The sequence below is a fragment of the Pantoea sp. MBLJ3 genome (genome assembly GCF_000816655.1).
GTDB lineage: Bacteria > Pseudomonadota > Gammaproteobacteria > Enterobacterales > Enterobacteriaceae > Pantoea > Pantoea eucalypti.
The window spans coordinates 1,316,092-1,334,174 of the sequence record NZ_JSUT01000005.1; the positions used below are offsets into that span (position 1 = coordinate 1,316,092).

Here is an 18,083-nt window from a genome sequence, read left to right on the forward strand (position 1 = left end):
CTTAAAATAATGCATTAAAAACAACAGTCTAATGATTAAACCGGCAAGCATTCCCTGTAAGTACCCTCCGTTATGATTAGAGTCACAACTAACAAAATTAACCCCCGCCGGGGTAAGTATGAGTATTGATAAACAGAGACTGAAAAAGAAAAAAAGCAGCCTCCAGCGCCCCTTTAAGCGAAGCGCCAGTGTGCCCGCCGTCGGGGATTTATCAATACCGCCGTGTGCAAAGAATAGGAATGGGCTTGAAAAAGTAAAACGATCGGTTTACTTTTGAGTCATGAAAAAGAGAAACGATATCATTCAGGCTGCCGAGCGGCTCTTCTACACACATGGCTTTCACGCCACCAGCACCGATCAACTCTGTCGGGAAGCCGGCGTCTCTACGCGTACGTTTTATCATCATTTCGCTTCACGCGAAGCACTGACCTCTGCCGTGCTGAGTGCGCGCGAGCAGCGTTTTATGGCTGAACTGCTGCCACCGCAACAGCCAGAGGCGATAGAGCAGCTGTTTGTGGTGCTGGGCGACTGGACCAGGGCGAACGGTGCCCACGGCTGCTTCTTCCTGAAAGCCTGGGGGGAATACGCTGAGCGTGACAGTGAGCTGGCCGCTCAGGCACTGGCCTTCCGTGCCACAATGCGCCACTACATAACACAGTGTGTGACGCATCTGTACGGTGCTGAAGATCGGCAACTGAGTGATGCCATCTGGATACTCTTCGAAGGCGCGATTACTACGGCGCTGCTCACCGGTCCCGCCGCAGCCCGACAGGCGGCTCAGGTCGCCCGTCAGCTACTGCGTCAAAACGGCGTGACCGGATGAGATCGTCTACCGCCCTGGCACTCACCGGCTTCAGTCTGATCGCCGCGACTTATGGCATGGCCCGCTTCTCATGGGGATTGATGCTGCCCGCTATCTCGTCAGATATCCCGTTTACCCCACAGCAGGCGGGGTTGCTGTCGGCATGCAGCTTTGCGGCTTACTGCTTCACTATTCTCACTTCAGCCGCGCTGACAGATCGCTATGGCACACGCGTGACCGCGCTGCTGGCCTCACTCAGTGCAACGGCAGGTCTGCTTCTGCTCGCCAGTGCCTCGTCAGTACTGATGCTGGCGGCCGGACTGTTTATCGCCGGATTGAGTTCTGGTCTGGCTTCACCCGCACTGGCCGCGGCAGTCAGTCACAGAATTCCTGCAGCACGTCAGCCGCGCATAAATACGCTGATTAATGCAGGTACCAGCGCGGGCATTATCCTGACGGTAGTGATCCTGAGCATGCTGCCAGGCGGCTGGCGCGCGGCCTGCCTGCTGTTTGCCCTGCTATCACTGTTCTGTGTGCTGCCGGTAATACGCGTGTTAAAGGATCAAGCGGCGGAACGTACCTCCAGAGTGCGTCACTGGCAGCAGCGATTGTATCGCCGCGCTATGCGTCAGCTGATGGGTATCGCGCTGACGTCGGGCCTGGTCAGTGCAGCCTGGTGGAGCTTTGGGTCGGCGCTTCTGCGTCAGCATGTCGGTGTTGATGCAGATACCGCCCGCTTACTCTGGCTGATTGCGGGAAGTGCAGGCATTGTGGGTGCGGCAACCGGCCTGGTCGCTGCCCGTATAGGGCTAAATGGCGTTTACCGGCTGTCATTGTGTGGTATGGCACTGCCGCTGCTTGTGCTGGCGTTGAGTCAGGGTGAATCTATCGGCTTAGGTATCGCGGTTGCCTGTTGCGGCGCAGGTTACGTTACCCTGTCGGGCGTGCTGTTGGTCTGGGGCGCTCGCGCCACCGCCGAAGACCCGGCGACTGGCGTCGGCATCCTGTTTTTTATGCTGGCGGTAGGTCAGGTTGTGGGATCGCTGCTGTTTGGCCAGCTCTACGCCTGCTGGGGTGCCACTACGGCCTTAACGCTCTTTGTGATCGTTGCTCTGCTGTTGCTGTTTGTTTTACCGGCAGAGAACAGCGGTGAGGCGGTTAAATAAACAGGCGGAGATGAAAGAAATAAAAGCGCCGGCAAACGTAATTAATAGTCGCTAACGTGCCATGCCAGACAGCCCGAAAATAGGTATCCGGAGAATGAGGCGTAATAATTTTACGCGGCGGACTCTATCGCGTGATAACAATCACCCGCGCGAATCAGATAGCGCGGATATTTTTAATGCGAGGATTAATTTGCTGCTGGAGTAAATCGTCTTCAGGACCCAGGTAATAAGGCACAGCGCACTGCTTACCGTCTTTAGTGAAAATAATCTGATTGTCGTGCAGAAATAGCGCCGTGAAATGGCCCAGCACCACGCCATTTAATTCAAAGCAGTGATTTCTGGCTGCATGCAGCCCCTGCTTACTATTCAGAAAATCCACAAATCGCATCACGCCACGCCTCCAGATAAATAATCGCCCCTGCCCTGATTGCAAAGATAATAACGTTAACTCTGGCCCGGATCATCTGACGAACACCGTTTTCAGAATAGGCTTAACCGCCATTGAGTCGTGGCACTAAATCCACCTGTTTTATTTAACTATACCTGCCAGGACTTTTCCTGGAGAACGGCGCTATAAAAAATCATTGAAAGGCGAAATATTTATATTGCGACCTCTTACCTCTCGCTATACCGTTGTTTTTTCACCAGGTGCAGATTTTTGGGGTAAAACCAGATAATGGAATTTTTTGAGGCTGATGAGCGCCACATCACAGCGATTCAGCAAATCTACGCCTGGCATGTCATTAACGGAACCGGCTCCTTTGAGACCGTGCCGCCCGACGCTGACGCGATTGGCGAGCGGATAGGTAAAGTTCAGCAGGCGGGCCTGCCGTGGTTCGTCGCTGTCAGTGAGGGTGACGTCCGTGGGTTTTGCTATCTGGCCCCCTATCGTCCACGGCACGCCTACAGGCATACGCTGGAAGACTCTATTTATATCGATCCCGGATTTCAAAAGCGTGGAGCCGGTTCACATCTGTTAGCACATGCCATCAGGTGGGCTGAGCAGGCAGGATATCGCCAGTTGATCGCTAACATTGGTGACAGCGAGAATCAGGGTTCGATTGCCCTGCATCGCGCCGCGGGCTTTGAAATGACCGGCATTCTGCGATCGGTGGGTTTTAAACAGGGCCGCTGGCTGGATACCGTTTTTATGCAGCGTACTCTGGGACTGGGCGATTCAGCGTTACCGAGTAAAGACTAAATATTGCGCTGGCGAGAAAGGCACACGGCCCCACGTTCTCCCGTAGAGAACCTTCTGGTAAAGTGTGTTAACAAAAATTAAAAATTCCGGAAAACTTTATGTTGTCGACAATCATTTATCGCAGCCACATTACAGAGAATGTGCCGCTGAAAACCCTGAATGATCTGGCGTTAAAAGCGAATAAAATCAATAAATCATCCAATGTCACCGGAATTTTGCTGTTCAATGGCACGCACTTTTTCCAACTGCTCGAAGGTCCAGAGGCGGCGGTTAAGGCGGTCTACAGCCGGATTTGCCAGGACCCGCGCCATCATAATCTGGTCGAACTGCTGCGTGACTACGCCCCAGCGCGTCGTTTTGGTCACGTCGGAATGGAGCTGTTCGATCTGCGGCTGCATGATAAAGAGACGGTGCTGGAAGCGGTGCTGGCAAAATGCACCACGAAATATCAACTGACCTACGCTGATCGTGCCCTGCAGTTCCTGCGAACTTTTGTCGAAGCGCGGGAAAAAGAGAACTATTTTGAAATTCCAGCCACCAGCGGCTGGACGTTTATCCGTAACGAATCAGAACAGCGCGAAGGCGACGCGGCACTGTTGGCTGAGAATGCCGTCAGCTTTGCTTTTCAGCCTATCGTCGATCCTTTTGCCTGCGAAATTGTCTCGCTGGAGGCCCTGCTGCGTGGCCCACAGGGTGAATCCCCGCTGGCCTATTTTTCCCGATTGTCTCGGGAGCAGCTCTATCAGGTTGATCTGACCTCTAAAAAGGTCGCGTTTGCCCAGGCAAAGCAGTTGGGGATCGAGGGGATGACCTTGTCGATCAATCTGCTGCCGATGACTCTGGTGGAAATGCCCGACGCGGTGCCGTTTTTGCTGGCTGAGATTGCTGCCCAGGGGCTGGTACCGGAGCAGATTATGGTGGAATTCACCGAGAATGAAATCATCTCGCAACCTGAGGCATTTGAAGCCGCTATCAGGCAGCTGAAAGCCGCCGGCATCAGCCTGGCGCTGGATGATTTTGGTGCCGGCTTTGCCGGGCTTTCGCTGCTGACCCGCATTCAGCCCGACAAGATTAAGATTGATCGTGCCATCATTTCGGATGTGCATAAAAGCGGGCCCAAGCAGGCGATCATTCATGCCATTCTGAAATGCTGCTCCTCGCTGGAGATCGGCGTTATCGCCGAGGGCATTGAAAAGCCAGAAGAGTGGATGTGGCTTGAAGCGGCAGGCGTGACTCAGTTCCAGGGTTTCCTGTTCTCACAACCGCAACTTAATGGCCTTGCAGCCGTCGCCTGGCCCGAGCTGGTTTAATTCCACTGCGATTTGGATGAATTTTCAATCCCCTGCCTTGCTGGATTTCCCGGCGGCTGCTAAATAATTAACAGCGCCGGGGGATCATCTTTCTGTCATCTTCCCGCGTCACAGTCAGACCTTACCCAGTCAGTGATTAAATGTTTAGCAGTCAGATGTTCAGTGTTTAGGCCAGCGCTACGCGCCATGCGTGCGACGTGACTCCAGGGACAGCATTTGAGGAACTGAATGAAGCAAATCATCCGCGGTGATAAAGAGCCCTCCCATATCCTGGCAGCGACCCGTGCGCTTGAAGCGCACTACTCACGCTACGGAGAAGGTAATAAGTACCATCCCATTATCTATTCTATCGCCTACCGCAGCCGGTTTTACCAGGTTGAGGTGATTACCCGACGCGAAACCATGGTTGCTACGGTCATTACCGGAGTCCGCAATCTGACGCACCTCTCCGGCGCCGCCTGACGGCCGCTTGTCATAGCGCGGGGGCAAAGTGCCCCCGCCATCCCCGCTTAACGGCGATAGAGAGAATTGGCCGGATAGATTGCGCCAATCACACTCTTTTCCCGTGCGCCCGTTACCGCAGGCAGATTGCCCGGCAGGCCGGAGAGTGTGCGAAACGCCAGCCACGCAAATGCCAGCGCTTCCATGTCATCGCCACTGATTCCCGCCGCATCAGTAGGGGTGACTTCCGTTCCAGGAAGATGCGCCGCCAGGCGCGCCATCAGCTGGGGATTACGACTCCCGCCGCCACACACCAGCAGACGGTCGCAGCCATCATTGAGTAACACCTGCTGCGTGATAGTGATGGCGCTCAGCTCAACCAGTGTGGCCTGCACATCCTGTGGGGCCAGCCCCGGGAAATAGCGCAGATGCTGTTCAAGCCAGCCAAGATTGAAGTGTTCGCGCCCGGTGCTTTTCGGCGGCGGCAACGCAAACCATGGCTCACGCAACAGCGCCTCCAGCAGTGGCTGAATCACGGTTCCGCTGCGCGCCCACTGTGCATCTTTGTCATACGGCTGCCCCTGATTGCGCCAGATCCAGGCATCCAGCAGCATATTCCCAGGGCCGGTATCAAAGCCGCGCACTGGCTGACCCGGGATGAGCAGCGAGAGATTGGCAATGCCACCAATATTCAGCACCATGCGGCGTTCAGTGGCATCCATCAGCAGCGCCTGATGAAAGGCAGGCACCAGCGGCGCACCCTGCCCACCCAGCGCCATGTCACGGCGGCGGAAGTCACCCACCACCGTCACGCCGGTCGCCGCGACAATCTGATTATTGTCACCTATCTGCAGCGTATTAGGTGCGTCACTCTGGGGCTCATGCCAGACGGTCTGACCATGACAGCCAATCGCCGTGATGTCACTGGCCTCCAGCGCTTCACGCTTCATCAATGTCACCACGGCTTCAGCAAAGAGCTGGCCGAGGCGGGTATCAAGCTGGCCAAGCTGCGACAGCGTCAGAGTTTGCCCCTGACACACTCCCAGAATCGCCTGACGCAGCGCGGCTGGCATCGGATGGCAGTAGCTTGCCTGCTGTGCCACCATATTTTCATCAATGGCAGCCAGCACCACATCCACCCCATCCAGGCTGGTGCCTGACATCACACCGATATAGCGTCCTGATTTCATAGCTATTCCTTACTTCCGGCAGGAAGTGCAATTCGTCTGCGGCTAGCCTGACAAATAATGATCGCTAATTCTATGATTAAATTGTTTTTATCCAATCGTGCTCACTGATAACGTTATGGGACTATTTTTAGACCACGATTGAATTATTGTTAATCCTGCATAGTCTATGCTTCGTTCAACCGTGTTTTATTCGGACAGGGATTAATTTGCCAGGTTTGTGTCTTATACTGTGTGCAGGATACAGCGGTAAACGTGGCGCCTTCTCGACTAAAGGAGTTTCAAATGATTAAGCGTGTAATTGTGGTCGCTCTGACCGGTGCTATGCTCGCAGGTTGTAGCAATACCAGTACGCTGTCGGGTGATACCTACAGTGCCAGTGAAGCAAAGCAAATCCAGAGCGTTTCGTACGGTACCTTAGTCTCCGTTCGTCCTGTGAAGATCCAGGGCGGCGATGAGAGCAACGTCATCGGTGCCATTGGTGGTGCGGTGTTAGGTGGCTTCCTGGGTAATACCATTGGTGGCGGCACCGGACGTAGCCTGGCGACAGCCGGTGGTGCCGTTCTGGGTGGCGTTGCGGGTCAGGGCGTTCAGGGCGCAGTGAATAAAACGGATGGCGTAGAGCTGGAAATCCGTAAGGATGATGGCAACACCATCATGGTGGTTCAGAAGCAGGCCGCCTCGCGCTATTCTGTTGGCCAGCGTGTTGCAATGGCATCCAACGGCAGCCAGGTGACGGTTTCACCTCGCTGATGTTGTGAAACAAAAAACCGACGCCTGTGCGTCGGTTTTTTTATTTCTCTTTGTTCTGAAGTTCGAGAATATTTTTCTCAAGCCGGGCGATCAGCGTCACCATCTGACGGATCTCTTCCTGGCTGATGCCGGAAAGAATGTCATCCCGCGTCTCATCAATTACCGTCTCAACCTGTTCGATAATCGGCTCAGCCTGCTGCGTCAGCTTAATTCGCTTGGCACGACGATCGTTAGCGCAGGTCGAACGGGTTATAAGTCCTTTCTCTTCCAGTTGATCCAGCGTGCGCACCAGCGAAGGTTGTTCAATCCCAATTGCTTTGGCTAACTGAATCTGCGACTGTTCTGGCGGCAGTTGATGAATATTGTGCAACGTCACCCAGTGTGTCTGAGTCAGCTCAAGCGGTTTCAGCCGCTGATCAATCAACGCGCGCCAGATGCGCACCAGGCGAGATAAATCCGTTCCGAGGGGCGTATCCATTTCATCTCCTTATAATTAGCTTGCTAGCTATCAAGCCAGATTTTACACTATTCTGCGAGTTTACAGGACAAATTACAAATCCCGGGCCAGGCCACGATAACGCGGCAGCGCATCCCGTCTGCTGTTTGGGTTAACGAAGGATGTTATCACGTGCTCACTCCTGCTTTTTCAGGTGAGAACCCGCTGACCGATCTGGTGGTTGGCGCCTCACTCTTTTTCCCGCCGATGTTCAAGGCGGTGATCCTCGGTTTCTTTTTCTGGCTGCTGATTCACCCGCTGGTGCGCGGCTGGATCTACTCCGGTGATATCTGGCATCCCACCCTGTTTGATCTCTCGCTGTTTGTGCTGTGCGTAACCGCCGCTCTCTGGCTCATCGGTCATGGATAATCGATATGAAATTTAACGCGGTAAAATATTTTTCAACGCTCATTGTCTTTGCACTGGCGTTACTGGCCGGCGGCTGGCTGTGGAACTACTACATGCAGTCGCCCTGGACCCGTGACGGGAAAGTGCGGGCAGAGCTGGTGGATATCACGCCTCAGGTCTCGGGCCGGGTTACGGAACTGAAGGTCAAAGACAATCAATTTGTGCACAAGGGCGAGCTGCTGGTCACGCTGGACACGGTGCCGTGGCAGATTGCGCTCGACAACGCCGCCGCTCAGCTCAGCAAAGCGCAAGCGGACCTGGCGAAAGCGCAGCACGAGTTTAACCGGCGCAGCAGCCTGCCGCGCAACATCATCTCTGCCGAGGATCTCGATGCGGCACGCTTAAGCGCCGGAGCTGCGGCTGCCAGCACTAAAGCCGCGCAGGCGGAGTGGGAACGGGCGCGCTGGAATCTGCAACAGACAACGCTGACCGCACCGGCGGATGGCTGGATCACTAATCTCACGCTTCGGCCCGGCAGCTATGCCACTGCGGGTTCGCCTCTGTTTGCCCTGGTCGACAGCCACTCTTACTACGTCATGGGCTATTTCGAAGAGACCAAGCTGCGCCATATTCATCCAGGCGCAACGGCACAGGTGGTGCTCTTCAGCAGTAGCATGCGGCTGCAGGGCAAGGTAGACAGCATTGGCCGCGCCATCTATGACCAGAGCATTGAGACTGACAGCGGCCTGGTGCCCGATATCAAGCCAAACGTGCCCTGGGTGCGGCTGGCGCAGCGGGTACCGGTACGCATTCGTCTCGATTCGCTTCCGGCCAATGCTGATCTGGTGGCCGGCACCAGCTGCACCATCACTATCCAGCCATGAATGTTCAGTGGCTGGCCTGGGATCAACTGCCCTGGATTAAAGCGAACAGAGGCCAGTGGCGCTATGCGTTACGTAACGCGATCGCCATGTGTCTGGCACTGAGCATCGCCTATGGACTGGATCTCGATGAACCCTACTGGGCGATGACCTCTGCCGCCGTGATCAGCTTTCCCACCGTTGGCGGCGCGATCAGCAAAAGTCTTGGCCGCATTGTCGGCAGCCTGCTGGGGGCCACCGCCGCACTGCTGATCGCCGGCCACACCCTGAACGAGCCCTGGCTGTTTACCTTTGCCATTGCCGGCTGGCTGGCGCTCTGCACCGGCATTTCGAACCACTACCAGAACAACGTCGCTTACGCGTTTTCACTGGCGGGTTACACCGCTGCCATCATCGCTTTCAGCAGCGTGAATATCACCGATATCACCACGCTGTGGACGATTGCGCAGGCACGCGTCTGCGAGGTGATCTCCGGCATTCTCTGCGCCGGATTGATGATGATGGTGCTGCCGAGTACCTCGGATGGCGAGGCGCTGATTACCTCACTGAAGCAGATGCATGCCCGTTTGCTGGAGCATGCGGTGTTACTGCTGCAGCCCTCGGCCAGTGATACCATTCGTGTCGCGCATGAAAACGTCATCAGCCAGATCCTGACCATGAATCTGCTGCGGATTCAGGCGTTCTGGAGCCACTACCGCTTTCGCCGACAGAACAACGTCCTGAACTATGTGCTGCATCAGCAGCTGCGACTCACCAGCGTGCTTTCGAGCCTGCGGCGCATGTTGCTGAACTGGCCCGATGCGCCAGAGCCGCTGTTTGAAGCCTTGCAGCGCCTGCTGGCTGAGCTGGCGAAACCGGCGTGTGATAAATATCGTCTTGCGCAAATCCTGCGCAGCGTGACGCCTGGCGCAGACGGCGACTACCGGCAGCGCGCGTTTTGTCAGCGGCTGCGCTACTTCTGCTGGATGTACCTCAACGTACTGCGCTGGATTCGTCTGCTGGATCGTGCCGATGCCGATACCCGCTTTCAACCCCCGCCGGTTCCGGCGCTGGCGCGCGACAGTGACAGTGCCGAAGCGGGCTGGAGCGCCCTGCGCACCTTCTGCGTGATCGTGCTGGGCTGCGCCTTCTGGATCAATACACAATGGTCTTCCGGCGCTTCCGCGCTCACCCTGACCGCTATTGCCTGCGTGCTTTACGCCTCCGTGCCCTCACCCGGCGGCAGCGTCACGTTGCTGCTGAAAACCCTGCTGTGGCTGTTTGCGTTCAGTTTTGTGATGAAGTTTGGCCTGATGGTGCAGATCAGTCAGCTGTGGCCGTTTTTACTGTTTCTCTTTCCGCTGCTGGTGACGTTACAACTCTTCAAGCTGCAGCAGAAACAGCGCGCCGGGATGTGGGGACAGTTCATCGTCTTTATGGGCTCGTTTATCGCAGTGACAAACCCACCGACCTGGGATTATCAGGACTTTTTCAACGATAACATTGCCAAAGTCTGCGGGGTGCTGCTCGCCTGGCTAGCGTTCCAGATTCTGCGGCCCAGCTCTGATGCGCGGCGCAGCCGACGCCATATCCGCGCGCTGCGGCTGGCATTTCTCGATCAGCTGCGGCAGCGGCCCCGACTCAGTGAGAGTCGCTTCGAATCGCAGATTTACCACCGCATCAGCCAGCTCAGCCATAGCCGGGATGAGCAGGCGCGCACCTGGCTACTTCGCTGGGGCGTAGTGCTACTCAACTGCTCACATATTGTCTGGCAACTGCGTGAATGGCGCGCCGGTTCGGCGGCCCTGACAGGGTTTCGTGATAGCAGTCTGCACAATCTGCAGCAGATCATCAGCAGCCGTGGCGTGCGCCACACCTCGCTGGATCAGATGCTAAGGGAACTGGAGGAGAGTATCACCGCATTACTGGCGCTGGAAAACAACGAAGCCAGCGAACTGGCTGGCATTATCTGGCGTCTGCGCTGTTCGCTCGCACAACTGAAACAGGCGGTGCCGGCGTGATTACTGGCAATATTGCTGTTGCTGCCGGTTAAAATCTTCCTGCAACTGCTGCAGCGTTTTATGACCTTCAAAGCGGGTTTTATCCATCTCGGTCATCGGTTCAATGACCAGCGCTTTCTCGTCGGGTGAAAAGATGAACCGGCGTGTCAGTTCAGTGCCGGTAAAACTTTGACCGTGGATGCCACCACACACCATCGTCATGGTGCGACGATAGATGGTGGTATCCGTGAAATTGGTTTCGGTTGCGCTACGAAAAACCTGATCACAACCCTGTGCCTCCAGCTTACGCACCCTGCTGCGACTCAGCCATTCACGACCCTGAGCAATCTTTTCACAGGTGGCACGCATCGGGCTGGTATCAATGGTGCGCTGAAGTTCCCGACCGGTTTCGGTCACCAGCTGCGTATCATTGGGTTTATCGCATCCCACCAGCAGCAGACATAGCAGTAATGCGCCCTTGAATTTCATTATCCTGCTCCTTTCCCCATCACGCTTTCTTACCTGAATCAACATCATAGGGGGGAAATGTCAGGGATGGTACAACATTTCATAAACAGTCAGGAGAAAATCGGGCGGCCATTATCTGCCGCCCTGACACTCAGATTACACCGCAGGCATAACGCGCCCCGCCGCCGCCCAGCGGTTTAGGATGATCGGCGTGGTTATCCCCGCCAGCATGCACCATCAGCGCTTTTCCTTTGATCTCGTTTAAGGATTTCAGACGAGGTGCCAGCACCGGATAGGTTGCATTGCCTTTGTCATCGACATAAATCGCAGGCAAATCCCCGAGATGTCCCTCAGCGTAAGGCCCCAGATGTTTGCCACTGTTGGCAGGATCAAGGTGACCGCCCGCAGCACCGGCGGCGACCACTTTCCCTTCAGACTCGCCCGGCTCACAGCTGCCTTTAGCATGGACATGGAAACCATGAATGCCTGGCTGAAGGCCTTTCAGATCGGGCGTGAACTGCAGACCATACTGTGTCTCGTCAATTTTTACCGTGCCAACCGATTTTCCGATGCCTTCAGCGGTAACCTGATGGACCGTAACCTGCTCGCTGGCAGCCTGTGCTGCACCGCAGGCGATCAGGGCGAATAGCGCAACAGCTTTCATTTTCATGATGACTCCTTTTTCATCCCAGGGATTGAGGTAAGTCTGGTCGCTGTTGCGCTATTTTGCTGAAGATTGACGCACTTTTACGCTTCAGGGCACATCAAAACCCAGCGCCGCCTTACGAATGCGGAACCACTGCTGACGTGTCAGCATGACATTCAGTGCACCAGCGGCTTCGCTGACCCGGGATGTTTTACCTGAACCGATAATGGGCAGTGGGCGCGACGGCAGCATCAGTATCCAGGCATAAACGACCTGATCCAGGCTGGTGGCGCCGGTTTCCTGCCGCACAGCTTCCAGTTCGTTACGCAGTGGCTGATAGTGCGGATCGTTAAACAGGCGGCCTCCTCCCAGACAGGACCAGGCCATCGGACGAATGCGCAGTTGCTGGCATTGATCCAGCGATCCATCCAGCAGCACGCTTTGCTGAACCGGTGAAATCTCCAGCTGATTGGTGACCAGCGAGAACGGCAAGCGGGATTGCAGCAGGGAGAACTGAGAGGGTGTGAAGTTTGAGACGCCAAAATGCAGAACCTTGCCGCTCTGATGCAATGCCATAAAGGCTTCAGCCACGTCGTCAGCCGCCATCAGCGGATCGGGGCGATGGATCAGGAGCAAATCAAGGCGATCGGTGTGGAGATGGCGCAGCGAGTTTTCAGCGCTCTGCAGGATATGGTTTTTATCGGTGATGTAGTGGCCAATCTGATGCTCAGGCCGGGCGCGGGTAGCAATACCGCATTTGGTCACAATCTGCAGCTGGTCGCGCAGTCCGGGTGCCAGTTTCAGCGCCTCGCCAAATGCCGCTTCACACTGGTAGTCACCGTAGATGTCGGCATGGTCAACGGTGGTAATGCCAAGCCGCAGATGGTGCTCAATAAACGCGACGCGCTCCTGAGGTGACATGCCCCACTCCATCAGGCGCCAGTACCCCATAACCAGCGGTGAAAATTCTGGCCCCTGTGAAGCGATGGCTTGCGGTTCTAACATGACGTTCTCCCTGTTGCGCGTGGGCTGTAATTAATGTGTCAGAGAGTATAACGGAAAGCGCAAAGTCGTCAGAATAACTCTGGCTGTTGTGGCTCGGGTGGCTCGTCGCCTTTCTGTTGACGCTGCAGACGCTGTCGACGCTGCTGACAAAGGCGTATCACCTCACGCTTTTGCGCATCACTAAAGCGCAGCCAGTTGAACCGCTCATCGCGGCTGCGTAAACATCCCAGGCAGTAACCGCGTGCATCCGTCTGGCAGATGCCGCGACAGGGGCTGGGAACCGGAAAAAACTCAAGCTGCTCGGCCACCACGACTCCAGATTCATTAAATAAAAAGCAAAATCAGTCCACTCAAAAGCGTAGCCTGGTTGCGCAGGAAGAAAATCCTGACCGGTCAGAATTATCCTTTTCTTTCTCTCTGGGGTGAACACTCTGTGCCAAATGCAACAGACTGAGTTGCGTTAGACCGACTGGTCTACTAATCTCAGAGCCATGAATAAGACGCTGCAACGTAATGAAACCCGTGAACACCTGCTCCAGACAGGGGAGACACTCTGTCTTCAGCGCGGCTTTGCCGGAATGGGCCTCAGTGAGCTGCTGACGCAGGCGGCGGTGCCGAAAGGCTCCTTCTACTACTATTTCCGCTCTAAAGAAGCGTTTGGCGTGGCGTTACTGGAACGTTACTTTGCGCGTTTCCTGCAGGATGTCGAGCTGCAGCTCAACCAGACCAGCGGCACCCCGCGTGAGCGTCTGCTGAACCACTTTCGTGCGGCCGTTGAGCTGTTTGTGCAGCAGGGTCACATTATGGGTTGTCTGGGCGTTAAGATCTCCGCTGAGGTATGCGATCTTTCTGAGCCAATGCGTGACGCACTGCAGCAGGGCGCAGCGAAAATCACGGCCCTCTACGCCCGGACGCTGATCGCTGCAGAACAGCAGGAGTCGATGAACCTGCCACAGCCTCCCGCGCAGATGGCGGAATTACTGTCGTTGCTGTGGCTTGGCGCCAGCCTGCAGAGCAAAATTTCCCGCGAGGCGCAGCCACTGCGCCTGGCATTGAGTACCATCGAACAGTGGCTTAAGAGCCACTGATTTTTAAAAAACGCATTTGTAGACGACTGGTCTACTAATCAGGAGCTATTATGGCGAGTACCCAGCTGTTTAATCCGCTGAAAGTCGGCGCAATTACCGTCCCAAACCGCGTATTCATGGCACCGCTGACCCGTCTGCGCAGCATCGAGCCTGGCGACATCCCTACCCCGATGATGGCGGAATATTACCGTCAGCGCGCCAGCGCCGGTCTGATCATCACTGAAGCAACCCAGATCTCTTTCCAGGCGAAAGGCTATGCTGGTGCACCAGGCTTACATACGCAGCCACAGATTGCAGCGTGGAAAGCGATTAACGAAGGCGTGCATCAGGCTGGCGGCCACACCGCCGTGCAGCTTTGGCATACCGGTCGTATCTCTCATAACAGCGTGCAGCCGGAAGGTAAAGCACCGGTGGCTCCCTCGGCGATTGCTGCAGGCACCCGTACTTCACTGCGTGCGGAAGATGGCAGCGTTTATCGCGAAGATACCTCAACACCGCGTGAACTGACCGTGCCGGAGATCAAGCAGATCGTGGCCGATTTCGGTCAGGCTGCGGCCAACGCACGTGAAGCGGACTTTGATCTGCTTGAGCTGCACTCGGCGCACGGTTATCTGATTCACCAGTTCCTGGCACCAGACTCCAACCAGCGTACCGATGAATACGGTGGCAGCATTGAAAAACGCGGTCGCTTTGCGCTTGAAGTAGTTGATGCGGTCATTGCTAACTGGTCTGCCGATCGCATTGGTATTCGCGTATCACCTATCGGTAGCTTCCAGAATCTGGATAACGGTCCGGACGAAGAAGAAGCGGCGTTGTGGTACATCGGCGAGCTGGCAAAACGCAATATCGCCTATCTGCACCTCTCTGAGCCAGACTGGGCCGGTGGTCAGCCTTACACCGACGCTTTCCGCCAGAAAGTGCGTGATCTCTTCCCGGGTGCCATCATCGGTGCGGGTGCCTACACCGTTGAGAAAGCCGATGACCTGATTGGTCGTGGTCTGATCGATGCCGTTGCCTTTGGTCGCGATTACATAGCTAACCCGGACCTGGTTGAGCGTCTGCAGCAGGATGCGCCGCTCAATCCACAGCGCCCGGAAAGCTTCTACGGCGGCGGCGCTGAAGGGTATATCGACTACCCGACGCTGTAATCGTTTTGGGCTGCCGTCCGGGACGATGACGGCAGCCATTATTCAATGGCGATTTTCATCGCTATACTTATCGCCTGGGTCATCCGGCGATGGCGTTTTATTTAAAAGAGGATGTTATGCGTTTACTTCATACCATGCTGCGCGTTGGCGATCTGCAACGTTCAATCGATTTCTACACTCGTGTGCTCGGCATGCGCGTGCTGCGTCAGAGCGAAAACACCGAATATAAATATACCCTGGCCTTTGTGGGCTACACCGACGAGAGCGAAGGTGCGGTAATCGAACTGACCTATAACTGGGGCGTCGATAAGTATGACCTCGGTAATGCGTATGGTCACATTGCACTGGGCGTGGATGACGCGGCAGCTGCCTGCGAACGCATCCGTAAAGATGGCGGCAACGTGACGCGTGAGGCTGGCCCGGTCAAAGGCGGCTCTACCATTATTGCCTTTGTTGAAGATCCCGATGGTTACAAAATCGAGCTGATCGAAAACAAAGATGCCGGCAACGGCCTGGGCAACTAAACCTGCCCCTCAGCCTGCCCGTTCGGGTGGGCTGAATCCCCTTCTCTGCGCTTCATCTGCTGCACCCGGCCCCGTTTTTTGCCATAATACGCGCTGCCCTTTTTCTGCAACGAGATCCTGATGTCTGAATCGAATTCCCCTAATGCACTCAATCAACGTTTCCGTGGCTTCTATCCGGTGGTGATCGACGTTGAAACCGCAGGTTTCAACGCGCAAACCGATGCGTTACTGGAGATTGCTGCCATCACGCTGAAAATGGATGAAGAGGGCTGGATTCAGATTGACCAGACGCTGCATTTCAACGTCGAACCTTTTGTCGGTTCGCTGCTGCATCCTGAAGCGCTGGCGTTTACCGGTATCGATCCCAGCAATCCGCTGCGCGGAGCAGTCAGTGAATATGAAGCGCTGCATGCCATTTTCAAAATGGTGCGCAAGGGGATTAAGGACAGTGGCTGCAATCGCGCCATTATGGTGGCGCACAATGCCACTTTTGACCTGAACTTTATGTCAGCAGCGGCAGAGCGTGCCAGCCTGAAGCGCAATCCGTTTCACCCCTTTGCCACCTTTGACACCGCGGCACTCAGCGGACTGGTGCTGGGTCAGACGGTTCTGGCGAAAGCCTGTATTGCGGCGGGAATGGAGTTTGACAGTACCCAGGCGCATTCGGCGCTTTATGACACGCAGCAGACAGCAACACTGTTCTGCGAGCTGGTGAACCGCTGGAAACGCTTAGGCGGCTGGCCACTGCCTTTCGCGGAAGGCGATGCAGAAGCCAGTGCATCCGCATAAGGGATGCTGCAATGGAAAAGGCCGACGTGATGTCGGCCTTTTTTTATTCTGCTTCTTTAAATTTTTCTGCAGTCTCTTTGATCAGCGTCTGCAGTTCACCACGCTGCAACATCTCAACGATGATGTCGCAGCCACCGACCAGCTCGCCATCAACCCACAGCTGCGGGAAGGTTGGCCAGTTAGCGAATTTCGGCATCTCGGCACGAATGTCCGGGTTCTGCAGAATATCCACGTAAGCAAAACGCTCACCACAGGCTGACAGCGCCTGTACCGCCTGTGCAGAGAAACCGCAGCTAGGCAGTTTCGGGGAACCTTTCATGTACAGCAGGATCGGATTTTCTGCGATCTGGCGCTGAATTTTTTCTACAGTACTCATAATTGCCTTCCTTAAATCGTGACTTCGTGTTTGTTTATTGTAGCGACTTCGCAGCGTGACTGAAAACGAGATTTTGTCCGCTACCGATTATACCGCCATCATTGTTAAGTCCTGCAGCGGGATGCACGACCCTCTGATTATTAACAGCGGGTAACAGTTTAATAATTCGTAATAATTTCGCTGATATAAGACGCTGAAAATGTTCATTTTCAGCGCGATTACGTGGGTTGCACAGATTAATATTAAAAGGCATTACAGTTTTTAAACGAACTGGACTAGAATGGCCTGGGCCCTGATCCTGGATCAGATTAATCTCAACTTTGTCGCGGTGCGTAGTGGCCCTGACAACTTAACTAATCAACGGACTATGCGTTTAATCATTACGCTTTTCATGCTGGCCATTGCGCAACTGTTTTTCAACGTCGCTGCTGCTTCGCCGCACACGCCGGTGAACGTCAGTACGCATAAAGCAGAAAAAAAGAGTGCGCGCGACGATGAACGCCGCAAACGTCGCCAGGTAAAAACGGTGACGAAAAAGACTCGCCTCAGCCCTGTTCAAAAACTTAAAACGAAAAAACAGAAAAAAGTCGAACTCACTGCCAAACAGACGCCTGCTAAGAAGACCTCGCTTAAAACCGCCCGTATAAGCAAAAGCCAGCAAAAGAACAAAGAGAAGAAACGCTATGGCCATCAGCGCCTGCTAAAAACCGCTGAGGTCACCACCAGCGAGCCGGGCACGATTAAAATGAGCAAATCCCACCGTCAGCGTTATCAGAAGGCTCGCGAAACCGCGATGACCAAACTGATGGGCCAGCTGGGTAAACCCTACCAGTGGGGCGGCACTTCGCCGCATACCGGCTTCGATTGCAGCGGCCTGGTCTGGTACGCCTATAAAGATCTGGTGAAGTTTAAGATTCCGCGTACCGCTAATGAGATGTATCACCTGCGTGACGCCGCACCCATCAAGCGTGAGTCGCTGGAGAAAGGCGATCTGGTCTTCTTCCGTATTAATAGTCGCGGTACAGCGGATCACGTTGGCGTGTACCTGGGAGATGGCAAGTTTATCCAGTCACCGCGTACCGGAAAAGACATTCAGATTAGCGCATTAGGGGAAGATTACTGGCAGCGTCATTACATTGGTGCCCGTCGTGTGATGACGCCGAAAACCATACGCTAACCAGAAAACAGTCGTAAAAAGCCGGGAGATTCCCGGCTTTTTTTTAGTGCAGAATGGCGGTAAAACTAAAGGCTACAATCATCAGCAGACAGCCCGCAGTCGTCATTAAAGCCAGTTTAAGATCGGTACTCATTGTTTGCTCCTTAGTCACACAATTTGTGGGGATATCGCATTTTCCCACAGGGCCCGGTAAAAATCTCGTTTTATCCGTTCAGCCTTGTTAGAATCCCGCCTTTGTTGCGCAACGCGCGCAATCCTGATTCCGTTTGCGCCGGTTTTCAGGCGTTTTATTTCCGCC

General features: G+C 54.9%; 23 protein-coding genes. 14 read left to right on the forward strand and 9 right to left on the reverse strand.

Features of this window, described 5'->3' with window-relative positions; translation table 11 throughout:
• Positions 1–280 precede the first annotated feature (280 nt).
• Together NP77_RS12485 and NP77_RS12490 are read left to right on the forward strand one after the other, a co-directional pair.
• Complete coding sequence (locus NP77_RS12485) at positions 281–823, forward strand: TetR/AcrR family transcriptional regulator (RefSeq protein ID WP_003850258.1); 543 nt, start codon at positions 281–283, stop codon at positions 821–823.
• Complete coding sequence (locus NP77_RS12490) at positions 820–1,968, forward strand: sugar MFS transporter (RefSeq protein WP_039660334.1); 1,149 nt, start codon at positions 820–822, stop codon at positions 1,966–1,968. Before NP77_RS12485 ends, NP77_RS12490 begins: the two co-directional genes overlap by 4 nt.
• 154 nt (positions 1,969–2,122) lie before the next feature.
• Here the strand turns inward: NP77_RS12490 and NP77_RS12495 are convergent, their stop codons facing one another.
• Positions 2,123–2,356, reverse strand: coding sequence for a hypothetical protein (locus tag NP77_RS12495; RefSeq protein WP_003850261.1), 234 nt, complete (start codon positions 2,354–2,356; stop codon positions 2,123–2,125).
• A gap of 288 nt (positions 2,357–2,644) precedes the next feature.
• On the opposite strand from NP77_RS12495, the gene NP77_RS12500 reads away from it, so the two are divergent.
• The 3 genes from NP77_RS12500 (at position 2,645) to NP77_RS12510 (ending at position 4,941) form a co-directional block, all read left to right on the forward strand.
• A complete protein-coding gene (locus NP77_RS12500; protein ID WP_039660336.1) occupies positions 2,645–3,169 on the forward strand; it encodes a GNAT family N-acetyltransferase in 525 nt (174 codons plus the stop codon).
• A 98-nt stretch (positions 3,170–3,267) separates the two neighbouring features.
• Positions 3,268–4,479 (forward strand): diguanylate phosphodiesterase, encoded by a 1,212-nt coding sequence (locus tag NP77_RS12505; RefSeq protein WP_039660337.1) that lies wholly within the window; start codon positions 3,268–3,270, stop codon positions 4,477–4,479.
• 228 nt (positions 4,480–4,707) lie between these two features.
• On the forward strand, positions 4,708–4,941 hold the full coding sequence (locus tag NP77_RS12510) for a DUF4060 family protein (RefSeq protein WP_003850264.1): 234 nt from the start codon (positions 4,708–4,710) through the stop codon (positions 4,939–4,941).
• A gap of 47 nt (positions 4,942–4,988) precedes the next feature.
• On the opposite strand, the gene anmK is transcribed toward NP77_RS12510, so the two are convergent.
• On the reverse strand, positions 4,989–6,110 hold the full coding sequence (gene anmK / locus NP77_RS12515) for an anhydro-N-acetylmuramic acid kinase (RefSeq protein WP_003850265.1): 1,122 nt from the start codon (positions 6,108–6,110) through the stop codon (positions 4,989–4,991).
• A 282-nt stretch (positions 6,111–6,392) separates the two neighbouring features.
• On the opposite strand from anmK, the gene slyB reads away from it, so the two are divergent.
• Complete coding sequence (gene slyB / locus NP77_RS12520) at positions 6,393–6,860, forward strand: outer membrane lipoprotein SlyB (protein ID WP_003850267.1); 468 nt, start codon at positions 6,393–6,395, stop codon at positions 6,858–6,860.
• 40 nt (positions 6,861–6,900) lie between these two features.
• On the opposite strand, the gene slyA is transcribed toward slyB, so the two are convergent.
• Positions 6,901–7,338, reverse strand: coding sequence for a transcriptional regulator SlyA (slyA, locus tag NP77_RS12525; RefSeq protein ID WP_003850268.1), 438 nt, complete (start codon positions 7,336–7,338; stop codon positions 6,901–6,903).
• A gap of 150 nt (positions 7,339–7,488) precedes the next feature.
• On the opposite strand from slyA, the gene NP77_RS12530 reads away from it, so the two are divergent.
• Genes NP77_RS12530 through NP77_RS12540 form a run of 3 tightly spaced genes read left to right on the forward strand, consistent with a single transcriptional unit; the run spans position 7,489 to position 10,585 of the window.
• The gene (locus tag NP77_RS12530) at positions 7,489–7,725 is read left to right on the forward strand and encodes a DUF1656 domain-containing protein (RefSeq protein ID WP_003850269.1); all 237 of its coding nucleotides are present in this window, start codon (positions 7,489–7,491) and stop codon (positions 7,723–7,725) included.
• A gap of 5 nt (positions 7,726–7,730) precedes the next feature.
• Positions 7,731–8,588, forward strand: coding sequence for an HlyD family secretion protein (locus NP77_RS12535; RefSeq protein ID WP_039660339.1), 858 nt, complete (start codon positions 7,731–7,733; stop codon positions 8,586–8,588).
• Positions 8,585–10,585 carry an FUSC family protein gene (locus NP77_RS12540; protein ID WP_039660341.1) on the forward strand — a complete coding sequence of 667 codons (2,001 nt, stop codon included), beginning with the start codon at positions 8,585–8,587 and terminating at the stop codon, positions 10,583–10,585. Before NP77_RS12535 ends, NP77_RS12540 begins: the two co-directional genes overlap by 4 nt.
• Here NP77_RS12540 and NP77_RS12545 read toward each other — a convergent pair whose 3' ends face one another.
• The 4 genes from NP77_RS12545 to NP77_RS12560 all read right to left on the reverse strand — a co-directional run bounded on the left by NP77_RS12545 (position 10,586) and on the right by NP77_RS12560 (position 12,991).
• Positions 10,586–11,053 carry a hypothetical protein gene (locus NP77_RS12545; protein WP_003850272.1) on the reverse strand — a complete coding sequence of 156 codons (468 nt, stop codon included), beginning with the start codon at positions 11,051–11,053 and terminating at the stop codon, positions 10,586–10,588.
• 130 nt (positions 11,054–11,183) lie between these two features.
• A complete protein-coding gene (gene sodC / locus NP77_RS12550) occupies positions 11,184–11,702 on the reverse strand; it encodes a superoxide dismutase family protein (protein WP_003850273.1) in 519 nt (172 codons plus the stop codon).
• A gap of 84 nt (positions 11,703–11,786) precedes the next feature.
• Entirely contained in the window at positions 11,787–12,683 is an 897-nt protein-coding gene (locus tag NP77_RS12555; RefSeq protein ID WP_003850274.1) for an aldo/keto reductase family oxidoreductase, read from the reverse strand.
• 68 nt (positions 12,684–12,751) lie between these two features.
• Entirely contained in the window at positions 12,752–12,991 is a 240-nt protein-coding gene (locus NP77_RS12560; protein WP_003850275.1) for a DUF1289 domain-containing protein, read from the reverse strand.
• A 183-nt stretch (positions 12,992–13,174) separates the two neighbouring features.
• Here NP77_RS12560 and NP77_RS12565 point away from each other — a divergent pair, with 183 nt between their 5' ends.
• From NP77_RS12565 to rnt, 4 genes are all read left to right on the forward strand, one after another.
• On the forward strand, positions 13,175–13,771 hold the full coding sequence (locus NP77_RS12565) for a TetR/AcrR family transcriptional regulator (protein WP_008926201.1): 597 nt from the start codon (positions 13,175–13,177) through the stop codon (positions 13,769–13,771).
• 50 nt (positions 13,772–13,821) lie between these two features.
• Positions 13,822–14,919, forward strand: coding sequence for an alkene reductase (locus tag NP77_RS12570; RefSeq protein ID WP_003850277.1), 1,098 nt, complete (start codon positions 13,822–13,824; stop codon positions 14,917–14,919).
• Between the two features lie 116 nt (positions 14,920–15,035).
• Positions 15,036–15,443: a lactoylglutathione lyase gene (gene gloA / locus NP77_RS12575; RefSeq protein WP_008926200.1), complete on the forward strand. Its 408-nt coding sequence runs from the start codon at positions 15,036–15,038 to the stop codon at positions 15,441–15,443.
• A gap of 120 nt (positions 15,444–15,563) precedes the next feature.
• Positions 15,564–16,232, forward strand: coding sequence for a ribonuclease T (gene rnt / locus NP77_RS12580; RefSeq protein ID WP_003850282.1), 669 nt, complete (start codon positions 15,564–15,566; stop codon positions 16,230–16,232).
• Between the two features lie 43 nt (positions 16,233–16,275).
• On the opposite strand, the gene NP77_RS12585 is transcribed toward rnt, so the two are convergent.
• Positions 16,276–16,611 carry a Grx4 family monothiol glutaredoxin gene (locus tag NP77_RS12585; RefSeq protein WP_170933470.1) on the reverse strand — a complete coding sequence of 112 codons (336 nt, stop codon included), beginning with the start codon at positions 16,609–16,611 and terminating at the stop codon, positions 16,276–16,278.
• A gap of 364 nt (positions 16,612–16,975) precedes the next feature.
• On the opposite strand from NP77_RS12585, the gene NP77_RS12590 reads away from it, so the two are divergent.
• Entirely contained in the window at positions 16,976–17,785 is an 810-nt protein-coding gene (locus NP77_RS12590) for a C40 family peptidase (protein WP_039660497.1), read from the forward strand.
• A gap of 43 nt (positions 17,786–17,828) precedes the next feature.
• Here NP77_RS12590 and NP77_RS23450 read toward each other — a convergent pair whose 3' ends face one another.
• Positions 17,829–17,918, reverse strand: coding sequence for a YnhF family membrane protein (locus NP77_RS23450; protein ID WP_010245592.1), 90 nt, complete (start codon positions 17,916–17,918; stop codon positions 17,829–17,831).
• Between the last annotated feature and the right edge of the window lie 165 nt (positions 17,919–18,083).